We start from the raw sequence: 21,823 nt of genomic DNA on the forward strand, positions 1-21,823 counted from the left end.
TATATGAAGTGTCATTGAGGCGGTGTCCCCGATATACTTTTCTTCTTTCATTTGCGGTAAAGAAAGCAAAACCTGATTCCCTTATGACAGAACTTGCTTTATCATAAAAGTATGCGTTTACATTCGAGTAGGGAGGTTATAGCATGACCCCTGTGAATTCAAGCAGCATCGGGAAAATTCAGGCGGCCAGCAAAGGTTTGTCGCCAAAATTGAGAGCGATTGCAGACCATATCGTGAAGGAACCGAAAGACGTGGTTCACCTTTCCATCATTCAGCTGGCGGAAAAAACGAAAAGCTCTGAAGCGACGATTTTCAGGCTGTGCAAGCGGCTCGGTTTTTCCGGCTATCAGGATTTAAAAATCGCGCTTGCTCAAGAGATCGTTCAGGAGCCGGTGCAGCACATTCATGAAGAAATGAGCCCCGACGACGATATCGAAGTCATCATCCGGAAAGTTTTCCGCACAAACATTTCCGGTCTGACCGATACCTTTCAATTATTAGATCCGGCCGACGTTGAAAAAGCGGTAGAAATGATCCACCGCGCAGACAGAATCGAATTTTACGGAAACGGCGGTTCCGGGCTGATCGCCACTGACGCGTATCATAAATTTATGCGTACGGGTATAAATTGCATCGCGCACACGGATTCTCACTTTCAGGCGATGTCAGCGGGTCTCCTCGGTCCCGAAAGCGCAGTCATCGGCATTTCTCATTCGGGGAGCAACAAGGACGTGCTCGACGCGGTGAAAACGGCCAAATCGCTCGGCGCCGGCACGATCGGCATTACAAGCTACCAAAAGTCGCCGCTCACCCAGATTTCCGACGTTGTGCTGTATACGTCAACAAGGGAGACGGCTTTCAGAACGGAAGCGATGTCCGCAAGGCTTGCCCAGCTGTCGGTCATTGATACACTGTATTTCGCCACGGCCCGGCTGCGGCAGGAGAAAACGCTCGCCAACTTGCAGCAAATCAGAAAAATGATCGCGCACAAACGTTTGTAATATTTATTTTTCAAAAGAGAGAATGCCGATACAGCGGGAATTGAGGCAATTTTATGAAAAAAATTTTCTTCTTCATCGTTGATTTATAAAAAAATTATTCCTATAATTGACTTTGTAAGGGCATACATTATAAATCTATCTTATTATTCAATCAGATTAGGCGGGATATATTATGAAGGAAACCCAAGCTGTTATCGGTCTGGATATCGGCACGACCAGTACGAAAGCCGTTCTGTTCGGACCAAGAGGCAAAGTGTTAGCCAAGCATTCGGTTCACTATGATTTAATACAGCCAAAGCCGGCATGGGCCGAGCAGGATCCTGAGCACATTTTGGAAGCGGTGATCGGAAGCATCAGGGGCGCCGTCACAAAGGCCGGACTGAGTCCTGACAATCTGCTTGCAATCGGCATCAGCACCGCCATGCACTCATTGATAGCTGTCGATCAAAACGGCGGCCTGCTGACCAAAAGCATCATTTGGGCGGACAACCGCAGCGCCGAGCAATCAAAACGGATTATAAAAGAGATGAACGGTTTTGATATTTATAAAAGAACGGGTACGCCGATTCATCCGATGTCTCCGCTTTCCAAAATTGTGTGGATGAAAGAACAGGACAAGGAGACATTCGCGAAAACCGCCAAATTCATCAGTATTAAAGAATATATTCTGCACGAGTTTTTCGGAACTTATGTCGTCGATTATTCGATCGCTTCGGCAACGGGGCTGTTCCGATTAGATACGCTTTCCTGGGATGAAGAAGCGCTCCGGATTGCCGGAATCCGGGAAGATCAGCTGTCGGACATCGTGCCGACCACTTATCAGCTGCGCGGCCTTGCGCCGGAAATCGCTGCACGGATGGGCATTCATGCGGATACACCGTTTATTATCGGCGCAAATGACGGCGTGCTCGCCAACCTTGGAGTCGGCGCGATCGGCAAAGGCGAAGTGGCCGTTACGATCGGAACAAGCGGAGCCGTGCGTTCGGTGACGGATGCGCCGATTACGGATGAAAAAGCGCGGACATTCTGTTACGCGCTGACTGACAAGCATTGGGTCATCGGAGGCCCGACGAATAACGGAGGCATTATGCTGCGCTGGCTTCGAGACGAATTCGCTTCTCCGGAAGTTGAAACGGCGAAGCGGCTCGGCATTGATCCGTACGATTTAATGATTGATATTGCTGATAAAGTGCCCGCAGGCTCTGAGGGATTGCTGTTTCTGCCGTTTTTATCAGGGGAGCGCGCGCCGTTTTGGAACCCGAATGCCCGCGGAACGTTTTTCGGCATCAGCCTCCGCCATAAACGGGAGCATTTTATCAGAGCGGTGCTGGAAGGCGTCATCATGAGCGTCTTTTCAATCGGTGTCGCACTGAGAGATTTGGCGGGCCCCGCAAAAGACGTGCGGGCTTCGGGAGGATTTGCGAGATCGCCGCTGTGGAGGCAGATTTTGTCCGATACGATGGGACGGGAAGTCCTCGTTCCGGAAAGTTACGAAGCCTCTGCGCTCGGAGCGGCCGTTCTCGCTTTGCACAGCCTTGGCGAAATGGAACGGATCGAGGATGTTCAGGACTGGATCAGAATTTCGCACCGCCATGAACCGAACGTCAAAAACAGCGAAACATATATTGAGCTGTTTTACTTATACGAGCGGCTGTATGACAAGCTCAAAGATGAATTTGACGTCATCAGTGAATTTCAGCTCAAACAAAGCCGTTAATTCTTCTTTGAAAGGGTGAAAAGGTCATGTTACTGTTTATTGTCATTGCCGCTATTATCGTTTTACTCTTATTGATTACGGTCGCTAAGTTAAATCCTTTTATCAGTCTTTTGATTACATCCATCCTTGTCGGTTTCGCAACGGGCATGAATCTGCCGGACATTATCACTTCGATGAAAACCGGGCTCGGCAATACGCTGTCGCTGCTTGCGATCGTGCTGGCCCTCGGTACGATGCTCGGCAAAATGATGGCTGAATCAGGCGGTGCGGAGCGGATCGCCCACACCCTGATCGGCCGCTTCGGCAAAAAGAAAGTGCATTGGGCGATGATGGCCGTCGCTTTTATCGTCGGCATCCCGGTCTTTTTCCAGGTCGGCTTCGTCCTGCTCGTGCCGCTTTTGTTTACGATTGCGATTGAAACCGGGGTTTCATTAGTGACGATCGGGATTCCGCTCCTTGCGGGACTTTCCGTCGTGCACGGATTGGTTCCGCCCCACCCGGCGGCGATGGCGGCTGTCGGCATTTATCACGCCAATGTCGGAAAAACGATTTTGTTTTCTTTAATCGTCGGCATCCCGACTGCCATCATCGCGGGGCCGCTTTACGGAAAATGGATTGGTAAGCGCATTCATAAACCCGTTCCCGAACTGTTGAAAAAACAATTTATTGAACGGAATGAAAAACGCAAGCTTCCGGGATTCGCAAATACATTGTTTACGATATTGGTACCGGTGATCCTGATGCTTATGGCCACGCTTGCCGAAATTGCGCTTCCGGAAAAAAGCACGCTCTATGAAACTTTTAAATTTATCGGCGACCCTGTCACGGCGCTTTTGATCGCCACGGTTTACTCCTTTTTCAGCCTTGGTTTTTATCAGGGCTTTGACAGAGAAAGCATTTTAAAATTCAGCAATGACTGTCTGGGACCGATTGCTTCCATTCTGCTTGTGATCGGAGCCGGCGGCGCTTTTAACAACGTCCTGATTGATTCAGGCGTCGGCACGTATATCGCTGACATGGCGAAACACTCAAGCTTCTCTCCCGTTCTTTTAAGCTGGACGATCGCGGCGGTCATCCGTGTTGCCACGGGTTCAGCGACTGTCGCCATGATGACGGCGGCCGGCATTGTTGCTCCGATTGCATCTGTCATGCCGGGCGTCAGCAGCGAGCTTCTCGTTTTGGCAACGGGAGCGGGCTCTTTGATTCTGTCACATGTCAATGACTCCGGTTTCTGGCTCATTAAAGAGTATTTCGGAATGACGGTAAAAGAAACGTTCCTGACATGGACGGCGATGGAAACGATTATTTCTGTCAGTGCGATCTGTTTTATCATGATCATTAACGCGTTTATATAAAAACAAACCCCGGCCGCAAACCGGGGTTTGTTTTTTTATCGATCACTCACGAGGATATAAGCGGCTTTAACGGGTCCGTGGACGCCGACAACCAAATCCATTTCGATATCGGCCGAGTTGCTCGGTCCGGTAATATAGTTGATACAGGAAGGAACGGTGACGCCGTCTCTGATCTGCTGTTTCAGTATATCGCTGGCCTGTGTCATTCTCGGCACAATGGAAGATTTCGGGATGATTGCGATATAGGTGGTCGGAAGCAGGCTGACGGAACGGCCGGCATGCTCTGACGCATACAAAACGACGGTGGCTGATTCCGCAAGCGTGATCTCGCTGAATGTGATGCCCACATTCGCTTGTTCCGCTTTTTCAATATTTTTCGCTCCTTGTTCCGCGTCCCATTCCCAAACGGAAATCCCTTCGTCCGGCCACTCTTCTGTCATAAGGGTCTGCAAGCCGTACATTTCAAACCGGCTGTCCTTCGGAATGATGACAGGCCCTCCTTCAAAGCGGTTCACCTGCGCGCGCAAAGCGTCGTAAAGCCCGGCTGCATCCGTTTCGATCAGTTCGGTATGAATGTTGACGCAGTGGTCTTTCAGCATCGTGACAAGATCGTCTTCCGTACAGTCCGCATGCGTTTGATATTGAGGCTGATACTTCCATTCAGGCAGGGACACGCCTGATTTCCTGCGCTCTCTGCCCAGACTTCCGGCGATCCGGTTTAGAAAGGATTCCTGATGTGTAACCGTCCCTTTCATCATCATTCTTCCCCCTTTTGTTTTTCCCGGTCTTTAAACCAATCTCTGAATCTCGATTTATGCGGCGCAGGGAAGTCCCGTATTGCCGTCCATTCTTTTAACGGCCCCGGCCCTTTTGATATTTTGTCATCCTCCGTAAACGGCGTCATGGCGGCAGGCGCCCATTTCGATCCCATTTTATAAAGGGACGGGGATGACGAGCCGAGCCCGAAGGCTTTCATCGCCAGTTTTTCGCTGATCGGCGCTTTGCCCTCTTTTTCCACAATGTTCTGCCGATGCTTGAGCAGCAGCTCGTGCAGCGGAATTTTAACCGGACACGCTTCCGTACAGGCCGCGCATAAGGAAGATGCGTACGGGAGCTCCTTGTATTCGTCATATCCGCCGAGAAGAGGCGATAAGACGGCGCCGATCGGACCCGAATAGATGGACCCGTACGAGTGTCCGCCGACATGCCGGTACACGGGACAGACGTTGATGCAGGCGGCGCAGCGGATACATTGCAGCACCGATTGGAATTCCGTGCCGAGTATGCGGGAACGCCCGTTATCCACAACCACGAGGTGGAATTCCTCAGGCCCGTCAGCTTCTCCTTGCTGCCGGGGGCCCGTCAGCGCCGTAATGTAACTTGTAAGCCGCTGGCCGACCGCGCTTCTCGTCAGCATGCTGACAAGCACTTCAAACTCAGAAAATGAAGGAACGATCCGCTCCATTCCCATCACGGTGATCTGCGTCTTCGGCAGCGCGGACACAAGGCGGCCGTTTCCTTCGTTTGTCACGAGACTGACCGATCCGGTATCCGCGATTGCAAAGTTGCAGCCCGTGATGCCGACATCCGCTTCGAGAAATTTTTTCCGGAGGACGCTGCGCGCGTGCATGACGAGCTCTTCCGGTTTTTCCGTCTGTTTGTATTCGAGTCTCTCTTTAAACACGTCACGGATCTGCTCTTTGTTTTTGTGAAGAGCGGGAGCAACGATATGTGACGGCGGATCGTGATCGTCAATCTGGAGAATGTATTCGCCGAGATCCGTTTCTGTGACTTCACAGCCCTCTTCCTCAAGCACTTCGTTCATATTGATTTCTTCTGTCACCATGGATTTGGATTTTACGATTTTTTTGGCGTTTTTCTGACGGATGACATCGCGGATATAGGAGGACGCTTCTTCCGCCGTTTCGGCGAAAAAGACATGCCCGCCTCTGTTGGCGACGTTTTCGGCGAGCTGTTCCAAATAGAAATCAAGATTGTCCAGCACATGCTGTCTGATTTCTTCCGCATGGGAACGCCAATCCTCCCAGTTTCCCAATTCCTCGGCCGCCTGAAGCCTTCTTGTCCTGAGCCGTTCCTGCGCTCCGGAGACGGCTCCTCTCATAAACTCATTATCTATTCCTTCTGATACCCGCTCTTTAAAAGCGGCGGTACCGATTTTCATCGCCATGATTTACCCCCTTGTTGTTTCTCGTCTTATCTGCTGTTCAGCACTTCTGCGATGTGCATGACTCTGACGTTTTTATCCTTACGGTCAAGACGCCCGCCGATATTCATCAGACATCCGCAATCCGCCCCGATCAGCACCTCGGCCTCCGTGTCTTCCACGCAGGCGACCTTCTCATCCACCATTTGTTCAGAGATTTGCGCCATTTTCACAGAAAATGTTCCTCCGAATCCGCAGCATTGGTGCTTTCCGGGAAGCGCGGTCAGCTCGAGCCCCTTGACATGGCGCAAAAGCTTCATCGGCTCCTCCGACACGCCGAGCAGCCTCGTCATGTGGCATGATGTATGGACTGTCGCTTTTTTATGCAGCACCGCCCCGACATCCTCCACCCCGAGAACGTTGACGATAAAATCTGTTAACTCATATGTTTTGTCCGCAAGCTGCTGCGCTTTTGCGGCCCACTTCGGATCGTCCTGAAACAGATGCGGATATTCACGGAACATCGTCGTACAGGAACCTGACGGACTGACGACATACTCCGCTTCTTCAAACGCGGCAATCATCCGCTTCATTGCTTTTTTCGCATCCGTCACATACCCGCTGTTGTATGCGGGCTGCCCGCAGCAAATCTGCCCCTCGGGAAAATCCACCTCACACCCGAGCCGTTCCAGCACCTCAACCGTCGCCTTTCCGACATTGGTCTGAAACATATCCACAAGGCACGTGACAAATAATGAGACTTTCATGATGAACCCCTCTTTCATCCTCAGTATGTGATCTGGTCATCTGATGACCTGTTTTTGGAAAGCTCTATGAATATCCTACACTATTCTGAATATGGATTGGAAGGTTTTTCTGAAAAATCCTTTCGCCCGATGCGCTGAAGGGTGCAAAAAAAGAGAAGCCTGAAAGCTTCCCATGCTGCTCTACATCCCGTTTTTCAGCAGGCGTCCCAGCCGTTGGACCCCCTCTTTTAGCGCGGCTTTTCCTGCGTAACTGAACGACAGACGGAGATATTCTGCGCCGTCTTCCTGATGCAGAAAAAAATATTTACCGGGTACATAGGAAACACCGTGAGAAAGAGCCCGCTCCAGAAGTGCAGACGTATCCGCCCCCGGCACTTTCACCCAGACAAAATAACCGCCGTCCGGCACGTGCCAGGATGCGGCCTCCGGCAGATATTGCTTTAATGCGGCGATCAATACGTCACGTTTGCTCCGGTATGCTTTACGCAAGGCGGCGAGCCGTTCTTCAACATTCGTTTGTTCCAGATAGACGGCGGTCACCGCTTGAGAAAACGGGTGGCCTAAGTCTTTTTTTAACCATGACAATGCCGTGATGAATGCGGCGTCCCCTGCAATCCAGCCGATCCTCATACCCGGGGCGATGACTTTTGATAATGAACCGGCGTACAGCACCCGGCCGTTTTGATCCATGGCTTTCAAGGGCGGCGGAATATCGGTGAATCCGAGCTCGCCGTATGCATCATCCTCCAAGATGAGAAAATCATACGTTTCGGCAAGCTGAAGCAGGCGGGTTCTCCGCTTCGCTGACATTACGGTTCCCGCAGGATTCTGAAAAGCGGGTATCGTGTAGAGAAGACGGGGAAGCACAAGCCCTTTTCGTTTTCTTTCCTCAAGCATGAAGGCTAATGTTTCTATTTGCAGGCCCTCTTGATCTGTCGGAATGCTCATGATATGCGGTGTATAATTTTTAAAAATCTCGAGCGCTTCCATATAGACCGGAGCTTCAACGGCAGCGGCGGTTTGTTCATCGAGGAAAACCCGCGCAGCCAGATCTATCGCCTGACAGGCGCCTGATGTCACGATCAGCTCATCGTCCCGGCAGTGAATGCCGCGGATGGCTAACCGTTCTTGAATCTGCTTTTTTAAAACGGCCGTCCTCGGGCTTCCCATATAATGCAGCGGCAGATCGCGCTCCTCATCCAGAAGGCGGGAGGCGGCTTCTTTCAGCTCCTTATCAGGAACGAGTGCGGGATCGGGATAGCCGGAGTGCAGAGGGATGCACGCTTTCGGAACTGCCGGCATCCATTCCCCGGGAGGATCGTTTGTCAGAGCTTTCTTTACATGGTCAGAAAAAAAAGATTCGGCCTGCATGTGATGTTATCCCCTTTCACAAGTCAGCTTCTATACATTTTCTTCAAAATAAGCCCCCAGCACTTCTTCCACATTCGTCAGGTGCGCCGTCATCGCGGCTTCCGCTTCATCCGCGTCTCCGGCGGCGACGGCGCTGTAAATGCGTTCATGCTCTTCATACAATCGCTGCACGCTCGTTCGTTTAGAAAACAGCCAAATTTTTCTCGTTTCTCTCATTGTTTCCAAAAGGAGCGCGGAGACATGATTCATGAGATGCTTGAGCAGCCCGTTTTGTGATGCTTCCGCCAGCGCCATGTGAAAGGAGAAATCTGCTTTTTCGCCCAATTCTTCGTCTCCGTCGATGGCTTTCATCTCCAAGAGAGCTTGGCGGATTTTTTGCAAATCGTCTTCGGTGCGTTTTTCAGCGGCCATGGCGGCGACGCCGAGTTCAAGCAGCTTTCTGACTTCGAGCAGCTGTTTGACGTCCTCTTTTTTCATCAAGAGGGCGGAAGAAAGCGGCTGGGAAACATGAGACGGCTCAAATTCTCTTATGTATGTGCCTTCTCCCTGCTTCATGTCGACGAGCCCCATCGCTTTCAAAGCCGACAGCGCTTCTCTGACCGCCGAGCGGCTGACCTGAAAACTCTCAGAAAGCGCCTGAACGGAATCAAGCTTTTCACCCGGCTTAAGCTCGCCCGCTTTTATCTTCTCCAGCAATGCGTCAGCGACTTCTTCGTAGATTTTTTTCGTTTTAATTTGTTTATATTTCAACGCGATCACCCCGTCACTTGTGAATCTTGATGTTTATCGTCTATTATACTTCTTTTTTTGTGTTGCCGACAGGTTCAGACAATTTGTTCAAGAAAAGTATTGTACTTTCAAAACTTTCAAAATATAATGCTAATTAACCCGGTCATCAGATGACCTTATCATAAAAAGTAATCGCTTACATGACATAAGGAGGGGTTTTTTAGGGATGCAATGGACACAGGGGTACGCTCCTTTAGGGGGAAATTTGCTTTTATCGGCAGTTTGCGCGCTCGTGCCGATTATCTTCTTTTTTTGGGCGCTTGCGGTGAAACGGATGAAGGGGTACATAGCGGGGCTTTTAACGTTAGCCGTTTCACTTTTAATCGCTGTATTTGTTTACGGCATGCCGGCGGAAAAAGCGGTGATGTCCGCTTCTCAGGGAGCGGTGTACGGGCTGCTTCCGATCGGCTGGATTATCGTCACATCGGTCTTTCTGTATAAAATCACCGTGAAAACGGGACAGTTCGAGATTATCCGGAGTTCGGTGCTCTCAATTACAGATGACCGGCGTTTGCAGGCGCTGCTCATCGCCTTTTCATTCGGGGCATTTTTAGAAGGCGCCGCCGGTTTCGGCGCTCCCGTCGCGATCTCGGCCGCTTTGCTCGTCGGACTTGGTTTTCAGCCGCTGTATGCGGCGGGAATTTGCCTGATTGCCAATACGGCGCCCGTTGCCTTCGGTGCGATCGGCATTCCGATTACCGCCGTCGAAGGTCCGACCGGGATACCGGCAATGGAAATTTCTCAAATGGTCGGCCGGCAGCTTCCGTTTTTATCCGTGTTTATTCCGCTTTACTTAATCATTTTGATGAGCGGGTTTAAAAAGGCTTTTGAAGTATGGCCGGCCATTCTTGTTTCCGGCGTCTCCTTTGCGGCCGTGCAGTACGCAAGCTCGAATTTTTTAGGGCCCGAGCTTCCGGATGTGCTGTCGGCGCTTGTTTCCATGGCCGCGCTCGCTCTGTTTTTGAAATTTTGGAAACCGAAAACGGCCTTTCGTTTCGCGGCAGAACGGGAATCAGCAGCGGCCGCTGACCGGGCGCCGATCAAGTACGGGGGCGCCGCGGTGTTTAAAGCGTGGTCTCCTTTCCTTCTTCTGACGGCCATGATATCCGTTTGGGGGATTCCCGGCGTGAAGGCTGCCTTAACCGGTCATTATGAAGGAACGTCAATGTGGCTTTCCTGGCTGAATGCAGCCGGGCGCGCATTGACCTTCACGCCTCCCGTCCCATTTGTAAATCAGCAGATTCTTCAGGCGGACGGCACGCCGATTGAAGCCGTGTACAAGCTTGAGCTTCTCGGTTCAGCGGGCACGGCGATTCTGATTGCCGCCGTCATCTCCAAGTTCGCCCTCGGCATGTCGTGGAAGACGTGGGGCGAAGCGTTTATTGAAACGGTGAAAGAGTTAACGCTTCCGGTTGTGACCATTGTTTCTGTTGTCGGCTTTGCTTATGTGACGAATGCTTCCGGCATGAGCACGACACTCGGTCTTTCGCTTGCCATGACGGGCGCGATGTTTACCTTTTTTTCGCCGGTGCTCGGCTGGCTCGGCGTATTTATTACCGGCTCTGATACATCGGCCAACCTATTGTTCGGCGGATTGCAAAAAGTGACGGCGCTCTCTGTCGGGATGGACCCGGTTCTCTCCGTTGCCGCCAATTCATCAGGCGGTGTCACCGGAAAAATGATTTCTCCGCAATCCATTGCGGTTGCCTGTGCCGCTGTCGGTCTGGCGGGCAAGGAAGCCGACCTTTTCCGCTTTACGATTAAGCACAGTCTGTTTTTGCTTCTGCTCGTCTGTCTCATTACATTTTTACAGCATCATCTGTTTTCATGGATGATCCCGTAACACGGAGAACCTCCCCGGGGTTTGGCTCGGGGAGGTTTCAGCTGTACCGTTTTCTCGCCGATGACGGCGGAATATTTAATTGATCACGGTATTTGGCGACGGTGCGCCTTGAGATTCGGATGTCATATTGTTCATGAAGCAGATCGGCAAGCTTTTGGTCTGAAAAAGGTTTCTTTTTATCTTCTTTACGGACCAATGCTTCCAGATGCGCTTTTACGGCATAATTGGAGGCGCCGCCGTCCCCCGATGATTCAGCTTTCGCCGAGAAAAATGTTTTCATTTCATACAGTCCGTACGGCGTCTGAACGTACTTCCCTTTGATGGCCCGGCTGATCGTTGATTCGTGGAGCTCCAGCGTTTCCGCCACCTCTCTTAAGGTCAGCGGCTGCATTCCGCTTTTTCCTGTGAGAAAAAAGGATTCCTGCCGTTCAGTCAGGACGCCGATAATTCTCGTGATCGTTTGTTTTCTTTGCGACAAAGCCCGGTTCAGCCAGCGCCATTCCTGATATTTTGCCGACAGATAATTTTTCGTGTCACGGCACCCGGCGGCTGACAGGAGCGGCTGATAATGGGCATGAAGCTGGATGTCAGGAAACGAACGGCTGTTGAGCCGCGCTTGAATGATGCCGTTTTTCACCGTGATGAAAATATCCGGTTCTACGTAAAAACCCGGCTCCTCATGCGCATAACGGAGCCCCGGCCTCGGATCAAGCGCGCTGATCATGTCAGCGATGTCCTGAATGTCTTTAAGCGGAATGCCCGTTTTCAGCGTAAGCGCTTTCCAGTTCTTTCTTGCAAATAGCTCAAAATAGGCTTCGGCAATCCATTCCGCCTGTTCGTTCCGCTCGGGAAGACGGCGGAGCTGAAGAAGGATGCATTCCTGCAAAGACCGGGCGCCGATTCCCGCGGGCTCAAGGGATTGAAGCTTTTTCAAAACCGCTTCCGTCTCCTCTTGTGAAGCGGATACATGGTCGGCGGCGGCTGATATGTCCTCTTTTAAATATCCGTTTGAATCCAATGAATGTATCAGATAATTGAAAATTTTTTTCTCATCATCGGACAGCTTCATGTCTAAGGCTTGCTGTTTGAGCGAATCCTGCAGCGTTTTACGGGTAAGTCTGATCTGCTGGCTTCCGTCCCGTTCTTTCATCCTGTTTTTATTTGTTTTATGGTAAGATAGTGGCGGCGTGTCTGTTTCCTTTCGTTCAATCAGAGGGTTTTCCAGTGAGAGCTCATCAATATATCCGGCCAGTTCCGCGGAATTGTATCCGAGTAATGTGATGGCCTGTTTAAGCTCTTGCGTTAATTGAGGCTTTAACATTTGTGTTTGCTGAAGTTTGATATCCATCATGCTCACTCCCCTTTTTTCATTGTACATGATTGGTTTCATACCGTATATACTTATTAAAAGGAGTTGCTTTATAGATGTCAGAACTTTTTTCTGTTCCCTATTTTATTGAAAACTTTACACAGCACATTGAAATGAATCCGAATGAAGACCGAATTCATGCGATGAACAGCTATTACCGCTCCGTCGTCTCAACCCTTGTACAGGATCAGCTGACGAAAAACTCGGTTGTGCTCAAAAGAATTCAGCATTTGGATGAGGCGTACAACAAAGTAAAACGCGGAGAAACAAAATAAACCTTCCGCTCATTCAAAGCGGAAGGTTTTCCTTCGTGCCGGCGGTTTCACCGATCAGCCGGACGTCCGGCGCTTCGTGCGTCCAGGTGTAATAATAGTTGGCATTTTTCCCGTATGAATTATCAATGACGGTATTCGGTTTCCCGAGAAGCGAGGACAAGATGTGGCCGTGGAGCCTTGACGTTTCCACCGATTCGTACCTGCTGAAAAACAGGACCGCTTTTTTCGTTAAGAAATCGGAATAGCGTTTCCAAAACCGCGCAATCGGCAGCGGGTTTCCCGCTTTTTTATTCAAAACATTCAGCGTTTGGAAAAAAGCGATTCCCCTGCGGCCGCTTGCTGACAGAACATCCTGCCAGTCACAGTTTTTAACGGAAGAATTGTTTTGCAGCTTCGGGTTGATTTCCCCATCCGTGCGGATAAAATGAAGCCTGCCGCGTGACGGAGCCGCTGACGCCGCGATCGGATACAGCTGATGGGCCATATCAGGCATAAGCCCGATATGATTCGCCGAAAAAAAGCGTTTCGCAGTCTCGTATGACACATGATCTCTCGTAAACAGGTGGAGATCCTTGTGCTCCGCAAAAAGCGCCGATGTCTTTTGCAGCCGTGTCTCATCCTGATAATAAATCGATTGCGGCAGGATGACGATCCTGTTTTCCGGAAAGGATTTGACGATTTTTTCCCTGAACGTCTGATAGTACGGATAGAGATCCCCGAAATTTCCGCCACCCTGACAGACGATGATCGTCTTTTTGTCCGCCCGGCGCCCGAATGGAAAATTGTCGGGATTCCAGCGCTGTTTCACGCGGATGCCGTGCGCTTTAAAAAACGCCTCCGTCCCTTTCATAATCAATAAATCCCCTACATTTCCGTAGAGGGGATAGTCGGCATATATGATGTCGGATTGCGGCGGTATAACGCTGAGCAGACCCGTCAGCGTCTCTTTTAATCGGCTCATAACATGGCGGCTGTCCATGTTTTCTCCCCTTTCGTTTCAAACAGTTGCGCAAGTGCGTCAATGACACGCTGCTGCTCCTCAGAAGACAAGTCAGACCCGGACGGAAGACAGATGCCCCGGCTGAAAAGGTTCTCAGAGACACGCTCATGTTCGCTGTGAGGATAAAAGACCGAAGATGTGAAAAGCGGCTGCGTATGCAGCGGTTTCCACAGCGGCCGGGCCTCAATGTTCTGTTCCGCAAGACAGGCGACGGCTTCTTCCGGCGTCACGCCGTTATCAAGCGTCAGAGCCGTCAGCCAGCGGTTTGAAACCGTTCCTTCAAGCTCCGGCATCATGCGGATGCCCGGATATGTTTCCAGCGCTTCCCGATACCGGTGAAAGATTTCTCTCCTCGCCCGGACGCGATCTTCAAGCACTTCCAGCTGCGATATACCCACGCCCGCGAGAATGTTGCTGAGCCTGTAGTTGTAACCGAGCTCGCTGTGCTGGTAATGAACGGCGGCATCTCTCGCCTGTGACGCAAGAAACCTCGCTTTTTCAATCGCGGCTTCATCGTCAGACACGAGCATGCCGCCTCCCGATGTTGTAATGATTTTGTTGCCGTTAAAGGAATAAATGCCGAAACGGCCGAAGGTGCCGCTCTGCCTGCCTTTATATGTTGATCCTAAGGACTCGGCAGCGTCTTCAATCAGACAGACGCCGTATGCGTCACAAAGGCTCATTAATTCATCCATTTTCGCGCTTTGGCCGTAAAGATTGACGGCGATCACCGCTTTCGGGAGTCTGCCGCGCCGCTTTGCATCCCGGAGCGCCCGCTCAAGCGCAGCGGGCGACATATTCCACGTCTCCCATTCCGAATCAATAAAAACGGGCTCAGCCTGCTCATACACAATCGGATTCGCCGTGGCGACAAACGTAAAGGAAGGACAAAATACAACGTCTCCTTTTTTCACACCCGCAAGCCGCAGGGCAAGTTGGATGGCGGCCGTTCCCGAGCTTACGGCCGCCGCGCTTTTCACTCCCGCATATTCCGCGAGCCGCGCTTCAAACGAATTGACGAGCGGACCGAGCGGGGCAATCCAATTGGAGCGGAAGGCTTCTGCGATGTATTCCTGTTCTTTTCCGCTCATATGAGGCGGAGACAAATAAATCCGTTTGTTTGTTTGCATGAAATCATCCTTTTTCATTATGGATAGGGGGGATGACGCGGGCCGGAACGCCGACCGCCGTCACATGGCCGGGAATTCTGCTGATGACCGCAGCCCCCGCGCCGATAACGGACCAAGGGCCGATGTCCATCTGCGGTATGACGGACGCGCCGATTCCGATGTGCGTTCCTTCCCCGACTTTCACTCCGCCGGCAAGCGCCGCGCGCGGTGAAAGATGGACGTAATCTCCGATTGCATTGTCATGATCGGCAACCGCCCCCGTATTGATGATGCAATGGGCGCCGATGTCAGCGCCCGCCTGAATGACGGCGCCCGCCATCACAACCGTTCCGTGTCCGACGGAAGCCGTTTCACTGACGATCGCCCCGGGGTGAATGAGTGCGGCATAATCGGCATCTTCAATCCCAAGCGTTTCAGCGAACTGCTTTCTGACGCCGTTGCGTCCGATGCATATCGTGAACACGGCCTCGGGGACGAGTTTCCGAAGCATGTGCACGTCTTCCGTCCGGCCCGTATATAAACCGTTCCGAACGGCAAAACCGCTGAATCCGTCGTCCAATATGCCCGCAAGCTCCATATCGGAACGGGCCCGCACGATTTCCTTCACGACTTTTCCGTGTCCGCCGTTTCCGATCAGCACGACCTTTTTCACGATGACATATCTCCGCTGCCTGTGAAGCGCTTTGCCGTCACATGGCCGGCTTGGTGTATGCCTTCTGACACGAGAACTTTTTTCACTGTTAAAAGCAGAATCTTTAAGTCGAGAAGAAAGGTGCGGTTGTCGACGTACCACACGTCGAGCTTGAATTTCTCCTCCCATGAAATCGCGTTTCTCCCGTTAATCTGCGCCCAGCCCGTAATTCCCGGCTTCACCTCGTGCCGCCGCGCCTGCTCCGCCGTGTAAAGCGGCAGATAATCCATCAGCAAAGGGCGGGGGCCGACCAGACTGATATCGCCTTTGAGCACATTAAAAAGCTGGGGAAGCTCATCGATGCTCAGTTTTCTGATCAGCCTTCCCGTTTTGGTCAGGCGCAGATGATCCGGAAGCAGCACACCGTTTTCATCACGCGCATCCGTCATCGTTCTGAGTTTATACAACGTAAACGGACGCCCATTATGCCCCGGTCTCGTCTGTTTGAACAATACCGGAGACCCGATGGCGCATCTGACGGCTGCCATGGCGAAGAGAAGAATGACACTCGCGCCGCACAATAACAGCGTCGCGGCCGCTATATCAAATACACGTTTCACCTTCAAATCTGAACAGCTCCTTTCACTTTTCGGCATTTCTGTAAAGCAAGCCGCCTTTCTTCTTTCGTACAAATGAAGAAAAAAGCGAATGCGGCATAGCTTATGCATACGGCAAGCCCCGCGGCGATCAGACCGGCCCAGCTGTCAAGCGGTGAAAACAGCCGGATACCCCGGCAGACGGCCCAGGCAAATACGGCCGCCGCCAACGGTCCGAACATGCCTTTGTAAAACGCGGTTTTCTGAAAGCCGGTAATATGCGAAACATACAGCGGCGTGAAGACGGCATTTTTCAAAATGAGGGAGACAGCCCCGGCAATGGTGATGCCGTACAGCCCGAGATGTGCCGGTCCGCTGAGAACCACGGCCAATATGACATTCAGTCCGCCTAAACATAAAGTAACGACGGCGGGCGTTTTTTGTTTATTAAAAGCCGTCCATACGTAAAAAAGCGGCATGACAGAGAGACTGACCGCCAAATACGCGGCGTGAATATATAAAAGCGGCGCCGTCTGCACAAACGACGGGCCCAGCCAAATCGCCAGAAACGGTTCGGCAAGCCCTCCTAATAACGCGGCGGGAAGCGCGAGGAGAAGCCCGTTCATCCGCACGGCCTTATTGGCGTAAGACAGGAGACCTTCCATATCGCCTTTTGAATAATAGGAAGTCAAAACCGGCGCAAACAGTGAAGCAAGCGTCCCGGCAAGACTTCTGAGCAGAAGCGGGAATTGAATAATCGCCGCATAGACACCCGCTTCAGACGGCCCCAGCACGAGGTTGGCCGTCATGAGGTCAATCTGCAGAAACAGCAGCACGCCGATCTGGTTGACAGAACTCCAGGCACCAGCCGAAAACAGCACTTTGCTCGTCTGTAATGACAAGGTTTTACGGCTGAAAGAAAACCATGGAATCAATTTCTTAAAGAAGAAAAAAGTCAGCACAGCCGCACAGACGGCTCCCGCTAATGCCGAAAGCTGGATCTGCCAGATCTTCGGCGGCAGGCACGTAAACAGAGCGAGCACACACAGCACCCTGACCAGCATTTGCACGGCCTGAATGGAACTTGTGATATAAAGCTTGTTGGCAAAAAACGGCCCCGTCGCGAACCCCGCCATAAAAAACGTCAGCATAAACAGCACGCTGCCGATTACGATAGACAGCCTCACATCCGTTAAGAGCCCGGCCGGTACATTCATAATCTTGTCAATAAAAAAAGCAGTCCCGGCGAGCGGCACAGCGAGTAATAGAGATATCACGACAGACGCGGCTAAATAGTTGCTTACATACGCATTGGCCTCGTCCCTGTTCCCCCTGTGGGCGGCGACGGAGAAAAACCTCACAACGACTGAGCTCAGCGCAACGGTAATAATAGAGAAATAGTTAATGATATTCTGTGTCAGATGGACAAACCCAAAAGCCTCAACACCTAATGTTTTCACAATAAAGGGCGTCATCCACACTGATAAAAACACCGATAGTAAAAACGCCGTCACATTGGCGCCGAAATTAATGGCAAATTTCATGCTCCTTCCGCACTGCCTTTCTCTTTCGATTTCCGTTCGAAAAACGCATGCAGAAGAAGAGGAAGGCGCATTTTGCACAGACCGAGCACCACGCGCTCCCCGGCCAGCAGCTGTTTATGGCGGCACGGCGTCCTGCGCACGGCCGTTTTTACCATGTCATACGTTAAGATTCTGCCGATATGCGCCGTAATCTGGTGTGACGGCTGCGGGGCGGCGCATGCGTTGGCGATCAGCATCGGAATCTGATGCTTGCACAAATATGTATCAATATCGCTCCGGCAGGCGTCCGTCAGCCCGTTTGCCTCATAAAAAGCCATTTTCGCTGCATATTGCTTTTGCAGTTCGTGATCTAAGCGGGGCTTAAACGGTGTTTCTGTAAGACTTTGCGGATTTTCCCGGTAGATATACAGCCCTTCGTCTATCACTTTGACACGCGCGGCTTGGCGGAACGCTGCCAAGTTAAACGGAGAGTCCTCGGCAAACCGGATATCTTCATGGAACAACAGCCCTTGCAATGCTTCTCGCCGGTATATATAGCGCCACACATACCAAATAAACCGATGTTCGTGCGCGCGGGTCAGCAATGCGGTCATTTCATCCGCTGTGAAGACGCGGCCCGGCGGAAGGGACGGCGGCATATACGTTCTTTCTTTAGACGGCGTTTCTTTGTAATAACCGCAGCCGGCGATATCCAGCCGGTTCTTCTCCGCTTCTTCATAAAGCCGCTCGAACATTGTTTCCGTCACATAATCATCGCCGTCCGCAAAACCGATATAACGGCCGCGGGCGGCTTTTATTCCGGCATTGCGGGCCGAGCTGAGGCCGCCGTTTTCTTTATGAATCACCCGGATTCTCGCATCTTCTGCGGCGAATTGTTCAGCCATCCGGCCTGACTGATCCGGTGAACCGTCATCGACGAAAATGATTTCGATGTCTCTCAGCGTCTGTTTTGTTAAAGAAACCGCGCATTCTTTAATAAAAGGCTCTGTCTTATACATCGGCACGATCACGCTCACAAGCGGCGCGGTCATTGGGCATCACCGCTGATTTTCGAGCGCAGCCCGGCAAAATAAACACTTCGCAAAGAACCGCCTTCCTCATGCTTGCCGCTGAGCAGCCGGTTTACGGCGGACGTTACGGCTTCAGGGTCGGGACGTTCAAGCAATATCATGTTCGGTATGTTTTTCAGCCATTGATAGCCTTCCATCACCTTATGATCAAACGAACGAATGACGACACAAGGCGTTTTCGTCAGCGCGCAAAAAATCATCCCGTGAAGCCTGTCAGTGACGACGGCTTCCGCGCCTTTCAGCGTATTCCAAAGCGCTTCCAGCTCCTTTTCACGTGTATGGCGGCTGACCCTCCGGCCGACCGTCGTGGTAAAGGAATACAGCTCGCCGTACTCTTTGGCCAAAGCTTCTTTTACCATCGTTCTGTCCTCAGCCGTCAGCGCACTCTCCTTATCCTCCCGTAAACAGAGGTAGATCCCTTCCCGCGGGATGCCCCGCTCGCTTTTATCCAAATATAAGACCATGTCAGGCTGTTTGAGCACTGTTTTTCCGGGAAAATGACGCTTCATCCATTGATACGTCGTCTCATCTCTCGCCATTAACAAAAGGTCGGGATGCGCATTGTACACTTTTCGGGCGCGCTTCAGTTCCTTCCGTCCCTTTTTTGATTCAGAAAAGTGAGCCGTCGCCGGAAGCTGAACGATCCGATATTGCCGGAATGTTTTTATGATAAAGCGGCGCGTCCATTCCTCATACCGGTACAAATCCCCCATGTTCCCGCCGCCGATGATGAATACCATATCATCGGGGTGGCGCTTTTTGATCAGCGCTTTTGCGGATCTGTATATATCCTTCATATCCACCTCGACAATGTCAAAATCGGGATACTCCCGTTCAAGAAACGTTTTGCTTGCGTAGGCGATGGCGTGATCGCCGAGATTATCATGGGACGGGAGCAGCGTCAGAATGATCTTTTTTCTTGCCGCTGTAAGCCCCGTCCCATCCGCTGCCGTTCCGAAATGAAATTGGGACGGGTATTTGACTTTAAGCAACAGCCATTCCGCGAGATTGATTTTTAAAGATTGTATCGACATGTCTTCACCCTCTGATTTTCATTTTGTACTCGATTGCCCGCTGATACGCGGCTGATGCCAGCGACACGAACGGAATCAGCTTCAGCTTCGCCAAAAGCAGAAGGCATGAGCGTTTGGCGTCAAACGGCGCCGTTCCCGTTTTGGAAAGGCTCAGGCGGAATACGGGATCAGCGCATATCCGGCTGATATTCTTCCACTTCTCAGAAAACCGGCCTCCGTTATTCCGCTTCCATTCATTCAGCAGGCAGACCGTTCCGTGCTGAACGATGAAAAAATCCAGCTCCTGCCGGTATTCCTGTAAGCAGCCGTTTTCACGCAAAAAAGCCTCGTTCAGCCGATAGAGAACGAGACCTGAGTCAAACAGCTTTTTCTGATAGCTTTGCACAATGGAAGTCAAGTGAATCCGATAATGATAGAGCGGCTGATCCACGTATGAGACGGCACCTGCGAAAATATGCGCCCGGAGGCTGAAGTACTGATCCTCCACGTGCTCCAGCTCATCACGAAGCGGAAAGCGCAGCTGATGATGCTCGATCATGGATCTTTTGTACAGCTTGTTCCATGAAAAGCCGCTGACTCTTCCTTCAAATAAATCTTTCAGGTACCGTTGTTTCGGGCGGCCCTCGTACGCTGAAGCGATCGTTGAAACGGCGGTTTTCCCCGTATCCGCAAATTCAGCCGCATATTCGCAAATCACGAGATCAGACTGATCAGCCTTCGCTTTTTCATACATGCTGAGGCAATAATCAGGTTCAACCCAGTCGTCCGCATCAATAAAAGCGATAAATTCGCCGCGCGCCGCCTCGATTCCCCTGTTGCGGACCGCGCCGAGCCCCCGGTTTTGCTGATGAACGACCCTGATTCTCTCATCCCGCTTCTGATAGGTTTCAAGAATGGCCGGGCTTTGATCCGTTGATCCGTCATTAACGGCCACGATTTCGATATTGGCGAGCGACTGATTGAGCAATGAATCTAAGCATCTTTCTAAATAAGTTTCCGTATTATACACAGCAATTAATAAACTGACCGCGGGTGTTTCCATATAAACCTCCAGTGTCCATTACCGGGAAAAAATCGTTCTGTACGGAAGCACAGACGAATCGACCGGCATAAGCAAGTAACTGTAAAGAAAATAACAGACAATAATGGCGATATAAATCAGCGCATTTGATTTTTCATCAAAAATCCTCACAAAATAAGGGATCAGGATCATTTGGTACAGGCCGAAATATATATTAAACCGGGCAAAAATAACATCCTTTGTCGCCAAAAGACCGAAGAGCAGGCCGAGCAGACAGAAATTCACGATGACATCAATGTCAGGCCAGAGCTTCCGCAGCCGCTCCCGATAGCAGAAAGCCAAAAACAGCGGCAGAAGCAGCACCACGATTTTTACGACGTTCATCCCGTTCGTATTGGTCATCAGCCATTTCTCATAATGGCCGTACGAGCTGTTTTCCAGCACGACGACAAACAGCGAAATGAACTTCTGATACAGAAACGTCATAAGAAGAAACAATGCCGACAGTCCGAAAATCGCGGGCGACCATGCTCTTTTTCTGACGAGAAAATAAACCGGAATCATAATCAGCGCTGAGGAATGAAAAAGCGAACACAGCAGCACGATTGACATATAACGCTTCCAGCTTCCGCTGATCACGTAGCGGACGGCCCAAAACAAAACGGCCGCCACCATATACTGCCTGATCCCGTTAAAGGAAGCGTAATAGTGATACGTGCCCAAAAACAAAAATACACTCAGCTCAAACGGACGGCCGAACTCAACGAGCCCCTTTAAAATAAAGCTGCACGTCACGACCGCCACGGTGAAATACATGATTTGCGGATCTTTCGTGATAAAATTCATGAGCCAGATGAGAGCCGTAAACCCCGGATCAACGGCTGCTTTTTTCGCTCCGAACCCGAAGATCTCCCAAATGCTGCCGTAATTTCCCGCCAGCTTGTACATCAGCGCGTAGGTCTGAAAATCCGTCCCGACTCTGTAGCGCAAACCGGAGACCAATACCAGCGATAGCAGCGGAACGAGCATGACGAGCTGATTCGGCCGGTATCCGGTCGAAAGCGATTGATCACGCCCGCCGCACATTTTCGCGAACCATGACCAAATATAAACAATTCCCATATTGACTACATATACAATCATTCG

Annotated in this window: 20 protein-coding genes; 5 read left to right on the top strand and 15 right to left on the bottom strand. The window is 51.2% G+C overall.

Annotated features, from left to right (window positions below):
• Positions 1-143: 143 nt before the first annotated feature.
• From VP472_RS16665 to VP472_RS16675, 3 genes are all read left to right on the top strand, one after another.
• Complete coding sequence (locus VP472_RS16665; protein ID WP_003151588.1) at positions 144-1,001, top strand: MurR/RpiR family transcriptional regulator; 858 nt, start codon at positions 144-146, stop codon at positions 999-1,001.
• A 172-nt stretch (positions 1,002-1,173) separates the two neighbouring features.
• A complete protein-coding gene (gene gntK, locus VP472_RS16670; RefSeq protein WP_025853461.1) occupies positions 1,174-2,718 on the top strand; it encodes a gluconokinase in 1,545 nt (514 codons plus the stop codon).
• A 26-nt stretch (positions 2,719-2,744) separates the two neighbouring features.
• Entirely contained in the window at positions 2,745-4,073 is a 1,329-nt protein-coding gene (locus VP472_RS16675) for a GntP family permease (RefSeq protein ID WP_015418256.1), read from the top strand.
• Between the two features lie 35 nt (positions 4,074-4,108).
• On the opposite strand, the gene VP472_RS16680 is transcribed toward VP472_RS16675, so the two are convergent.
• From VP472_RS16680 to VP472_RS16700, 5 genes are all read right to left on the bottom strand, one after another.
• Positions 4,109-4,831 (bottom strand): LutC/YkgG family protein, encoded by a 723-nt coding sequence (locus VP472_RS16680; protein ID WP_146275535.1) that lies wholly within the window; start codon positions 4,829-4,831, stop codon positions 4,109-4,111.
• Positions 4,831-6,261, bottom strand: coding sequence for a LutB/LldF family L-lactate oxidation iron-sulfur protein (locus tag VP472_RS16685; protein ID WP_007407375.1), 1,431 nt, complete (start codon positions 6,259-6,261; stop codon positions 4,831-4,833). Before VP472_RS16685 ends, VP472_RS16680 begins: the two co-directional genes overlap by 1 nt.
• Before the next feature lie 26 nt (positions 6,262-6,287).
• Complete coding sequence (locus tag VP472_RS16690; RefSeq protein WP_007613889.1) at positions 6,288-7,004, bottom strand: (Fe-S)-binding protein; 717 nt, start codon at positions 7,002-7,004, stop codon at positions 6,288-6,290.
• Positions 7,005-7,184: 180 nt separating this feature from the next.
• On the bottom strand, positions 7,185-8,375 hold the full coding sequence (locus VP472_RS16695) for an aminotransferase-like domain-containing protein (protein WP_146275537.1): 1,191 nt from the start codon (positions 8,373-8,375) through the stop codon (positions 7,185-7,187).
• Between the two features lie 30 nt (positions 8,376-8,405).
• Positions 8,406-9,125, bottom strand: a complete 720-nt coding sequence (locus VP472_RS16700; protein ID WP_282599054.1) for an L-lactate utilization/bacilysin biosynthesis transcriptional regulator LutR — start codon at positions 9,123-9,125, stop codon at positions 8,406-8,408.
• 205 nt (positions 9,126-9,330) lie between these two features.
• Between VP472_RS16700 and lutP the strand changes: the two genes are divergently transcribed.
• Complete coding sequence (gene lutP / locus VP472_RS16705) at positions 9,331-11,007, top strand: L-lactate permease LutP (RefSeq protein WP_146275539.1); 1,677 nt, start codon at positions 9,331-9,333, stop codon at positions 11,005-11,007.
• 37 nt (positions 11,008-11,044) lie between these two features.
• Here lutP and rpoN read toward each other — a convergent pair whose 3' ends face one another.
• Positions 11,045-12,355, bottom strand: a complete 1,311-nt coding sequence (rpoN, locus tag VP472_RS16710) for an RNA polymerase factor sigma-54 (protein WP_225979764.1) — start codon at positions 12,353-12,355, stop codon at positions 11,045-11,047.
• A gap of 77 nt (positions 12,356-12,432) precedes the next feature.
• Here rpoN and yvfG point away from each other — a divergent pair, with 77 nt between their 5' ends.
• Positions 12,433-12,651 carry a protein YvfG gene (gene yvfG / locus VP472_RS16715; protein ID WP_003151570.1) on the top strand — a complete coding sequence of 73 codons (219 nt, stop codon included), beginning with the start codon at positions 12,433-12,435 and terminating at the stop codon, positions 12,649-12,651.
• Between the two features lie 13 nt (positions 12,652-12,664).
• Here the strand turns inward: yvfG and VP472_RS16720 are convergent, their stop codons facing one another.
• Genes VP472_RS16720 through VP472_RS16760 form a run of 9 tightly spaced genes read right to left on the bottom strand, consistent with a single transcriptional unit; the run spans position 12,665 to position 21,820 of the window.
• Positions 12,665-13,630: a polysaccharide pyruvyl transferase family protein gene (locus VP472_RS16720; RefSeq protein ID WP_146275543.1), complete on the bottom strand. Its 966-nt coding sequence runs from the start codon at positions 13,628-13,630 to the stop codon at positions 12,665-12,667.
• A complete protein-coding gene (locus tag VP472_RS16725) occupies positions 13,609-14,781 on the bottom strand; it encodes a DegT/DnrJ/EryC1/StrS family aminotransferase (protein WP_146275545.1) in 1,173 nt (390 codons plus the stop codon). The genes VP472_RS16720 and VP472_RS16725 overlap by 22 nt, the downstream gene beginning before the upstream one ends.
• A gap of 4 nt (positions 14,782-14,785) precedes the next feature.
• Positions 14,786-15,433 carry an acetyltransferase gene (locus tag VP472_RS16730; protein ID WP_146275548.1) on the bottom strand — a complete coding sequence of 216 codons (648 nt, stop codon included), beginning with the start codon at positions 15,431-15,433 and terminating at the stop codon, positions 14,786-14,788.
• Positions 15,430-16,038 carry a sugar transferase gene (locus VP472_RS16735; protein WP_032858368.1) on the bottom strand — a complete coding sequence of 203 codons (609 nt, stop codon included), beginning with the start codon at positions 16,036-16,038 and terminating at the stop codon, positions 15,430-15,432. Before VP472_RS16735 ends, VP472_RS16730 begins: the two co-directional genes overlap by 4 nt.
• Positions 16,035-17,552, bottom strand: a complete 1,518-nt coding sequence (locus VP472_RS16740; protein ID WP_007613919.1) for an MATE family efflux transporter — start codon at positions 17,550-17,552, stop codon at positions 16,035-16,037. The genes VP472_RS16735 and VP472_RS16740 overlap by 4 nt, the downstream gene beginning before the upstream one ends.
• Positions 17,549-18,583 (bottom strand): glycosyltransferase, encoded by a 1,035-nt coding sequence (locus tag VP472_RS16745; protein WP_077722878.1) that lies wholly within the window; start codon positions 18,581-18,583, stop codon positions 17,549-17,551. The genes VP472_RS16740 and VP472_RS16745 overlap by 4 nt, the downstream gene beginning before the upstream one ends.
• Positions 18,580-19,656, bottom strand: coding sequence for a polysaccharide pyruvyl transferase family protein (locus tag VP472_RS16750; protein WP_146275550.1), 1,077 nt, complete (start codon positions 19,654-19,656; stop codon positions 18,580-18,582). Before VP472_RS16750 ends, VP472_RS16745 begins: the two co-directional genes overlap by 4 nt.
• A 4-nt stretch (positions 19,657-19,660) precedes the next feature.
• Positions 19,661-20,698 carry a glycosyltransferase family 2 protein gene (locus tag VP472_RS16755; protein WP_146275552.1) on the bottom strand — a complete coding sequence of 346 codons (1,038 nt, stop codon included), beginning with the start codon at positions 20,696-20,698 and terminating at the stop codon, positions 19,661-19,663.
• Positions 20,699-20,716: 18 nt separating this feature from the next.
• The gene (locus VP472_RS16760; protein WP_146275554.1) at positions 20,717-21,820 is read right to left on the bottom strand and encodes a biofilm exopolysaccharide biosynthesis protein EpsG; all 1,104 of its coding nucleotides are present in this window, start codon (positions 21,818-21,820) and stop codon (positions 20,717-20,719) included.
• Positions 21,821-21,823: the final 3 nt, after the last annotated feature.

The organism is Bacillus sp. MT(2024) (assembly GCF_036362845.1).
Classification (GTDB): domain Bacteria; phylum Bacillota; class Bacilli; order Bacillales; family Bacillaceae; genus Bacillus; species Bacillus velezensis.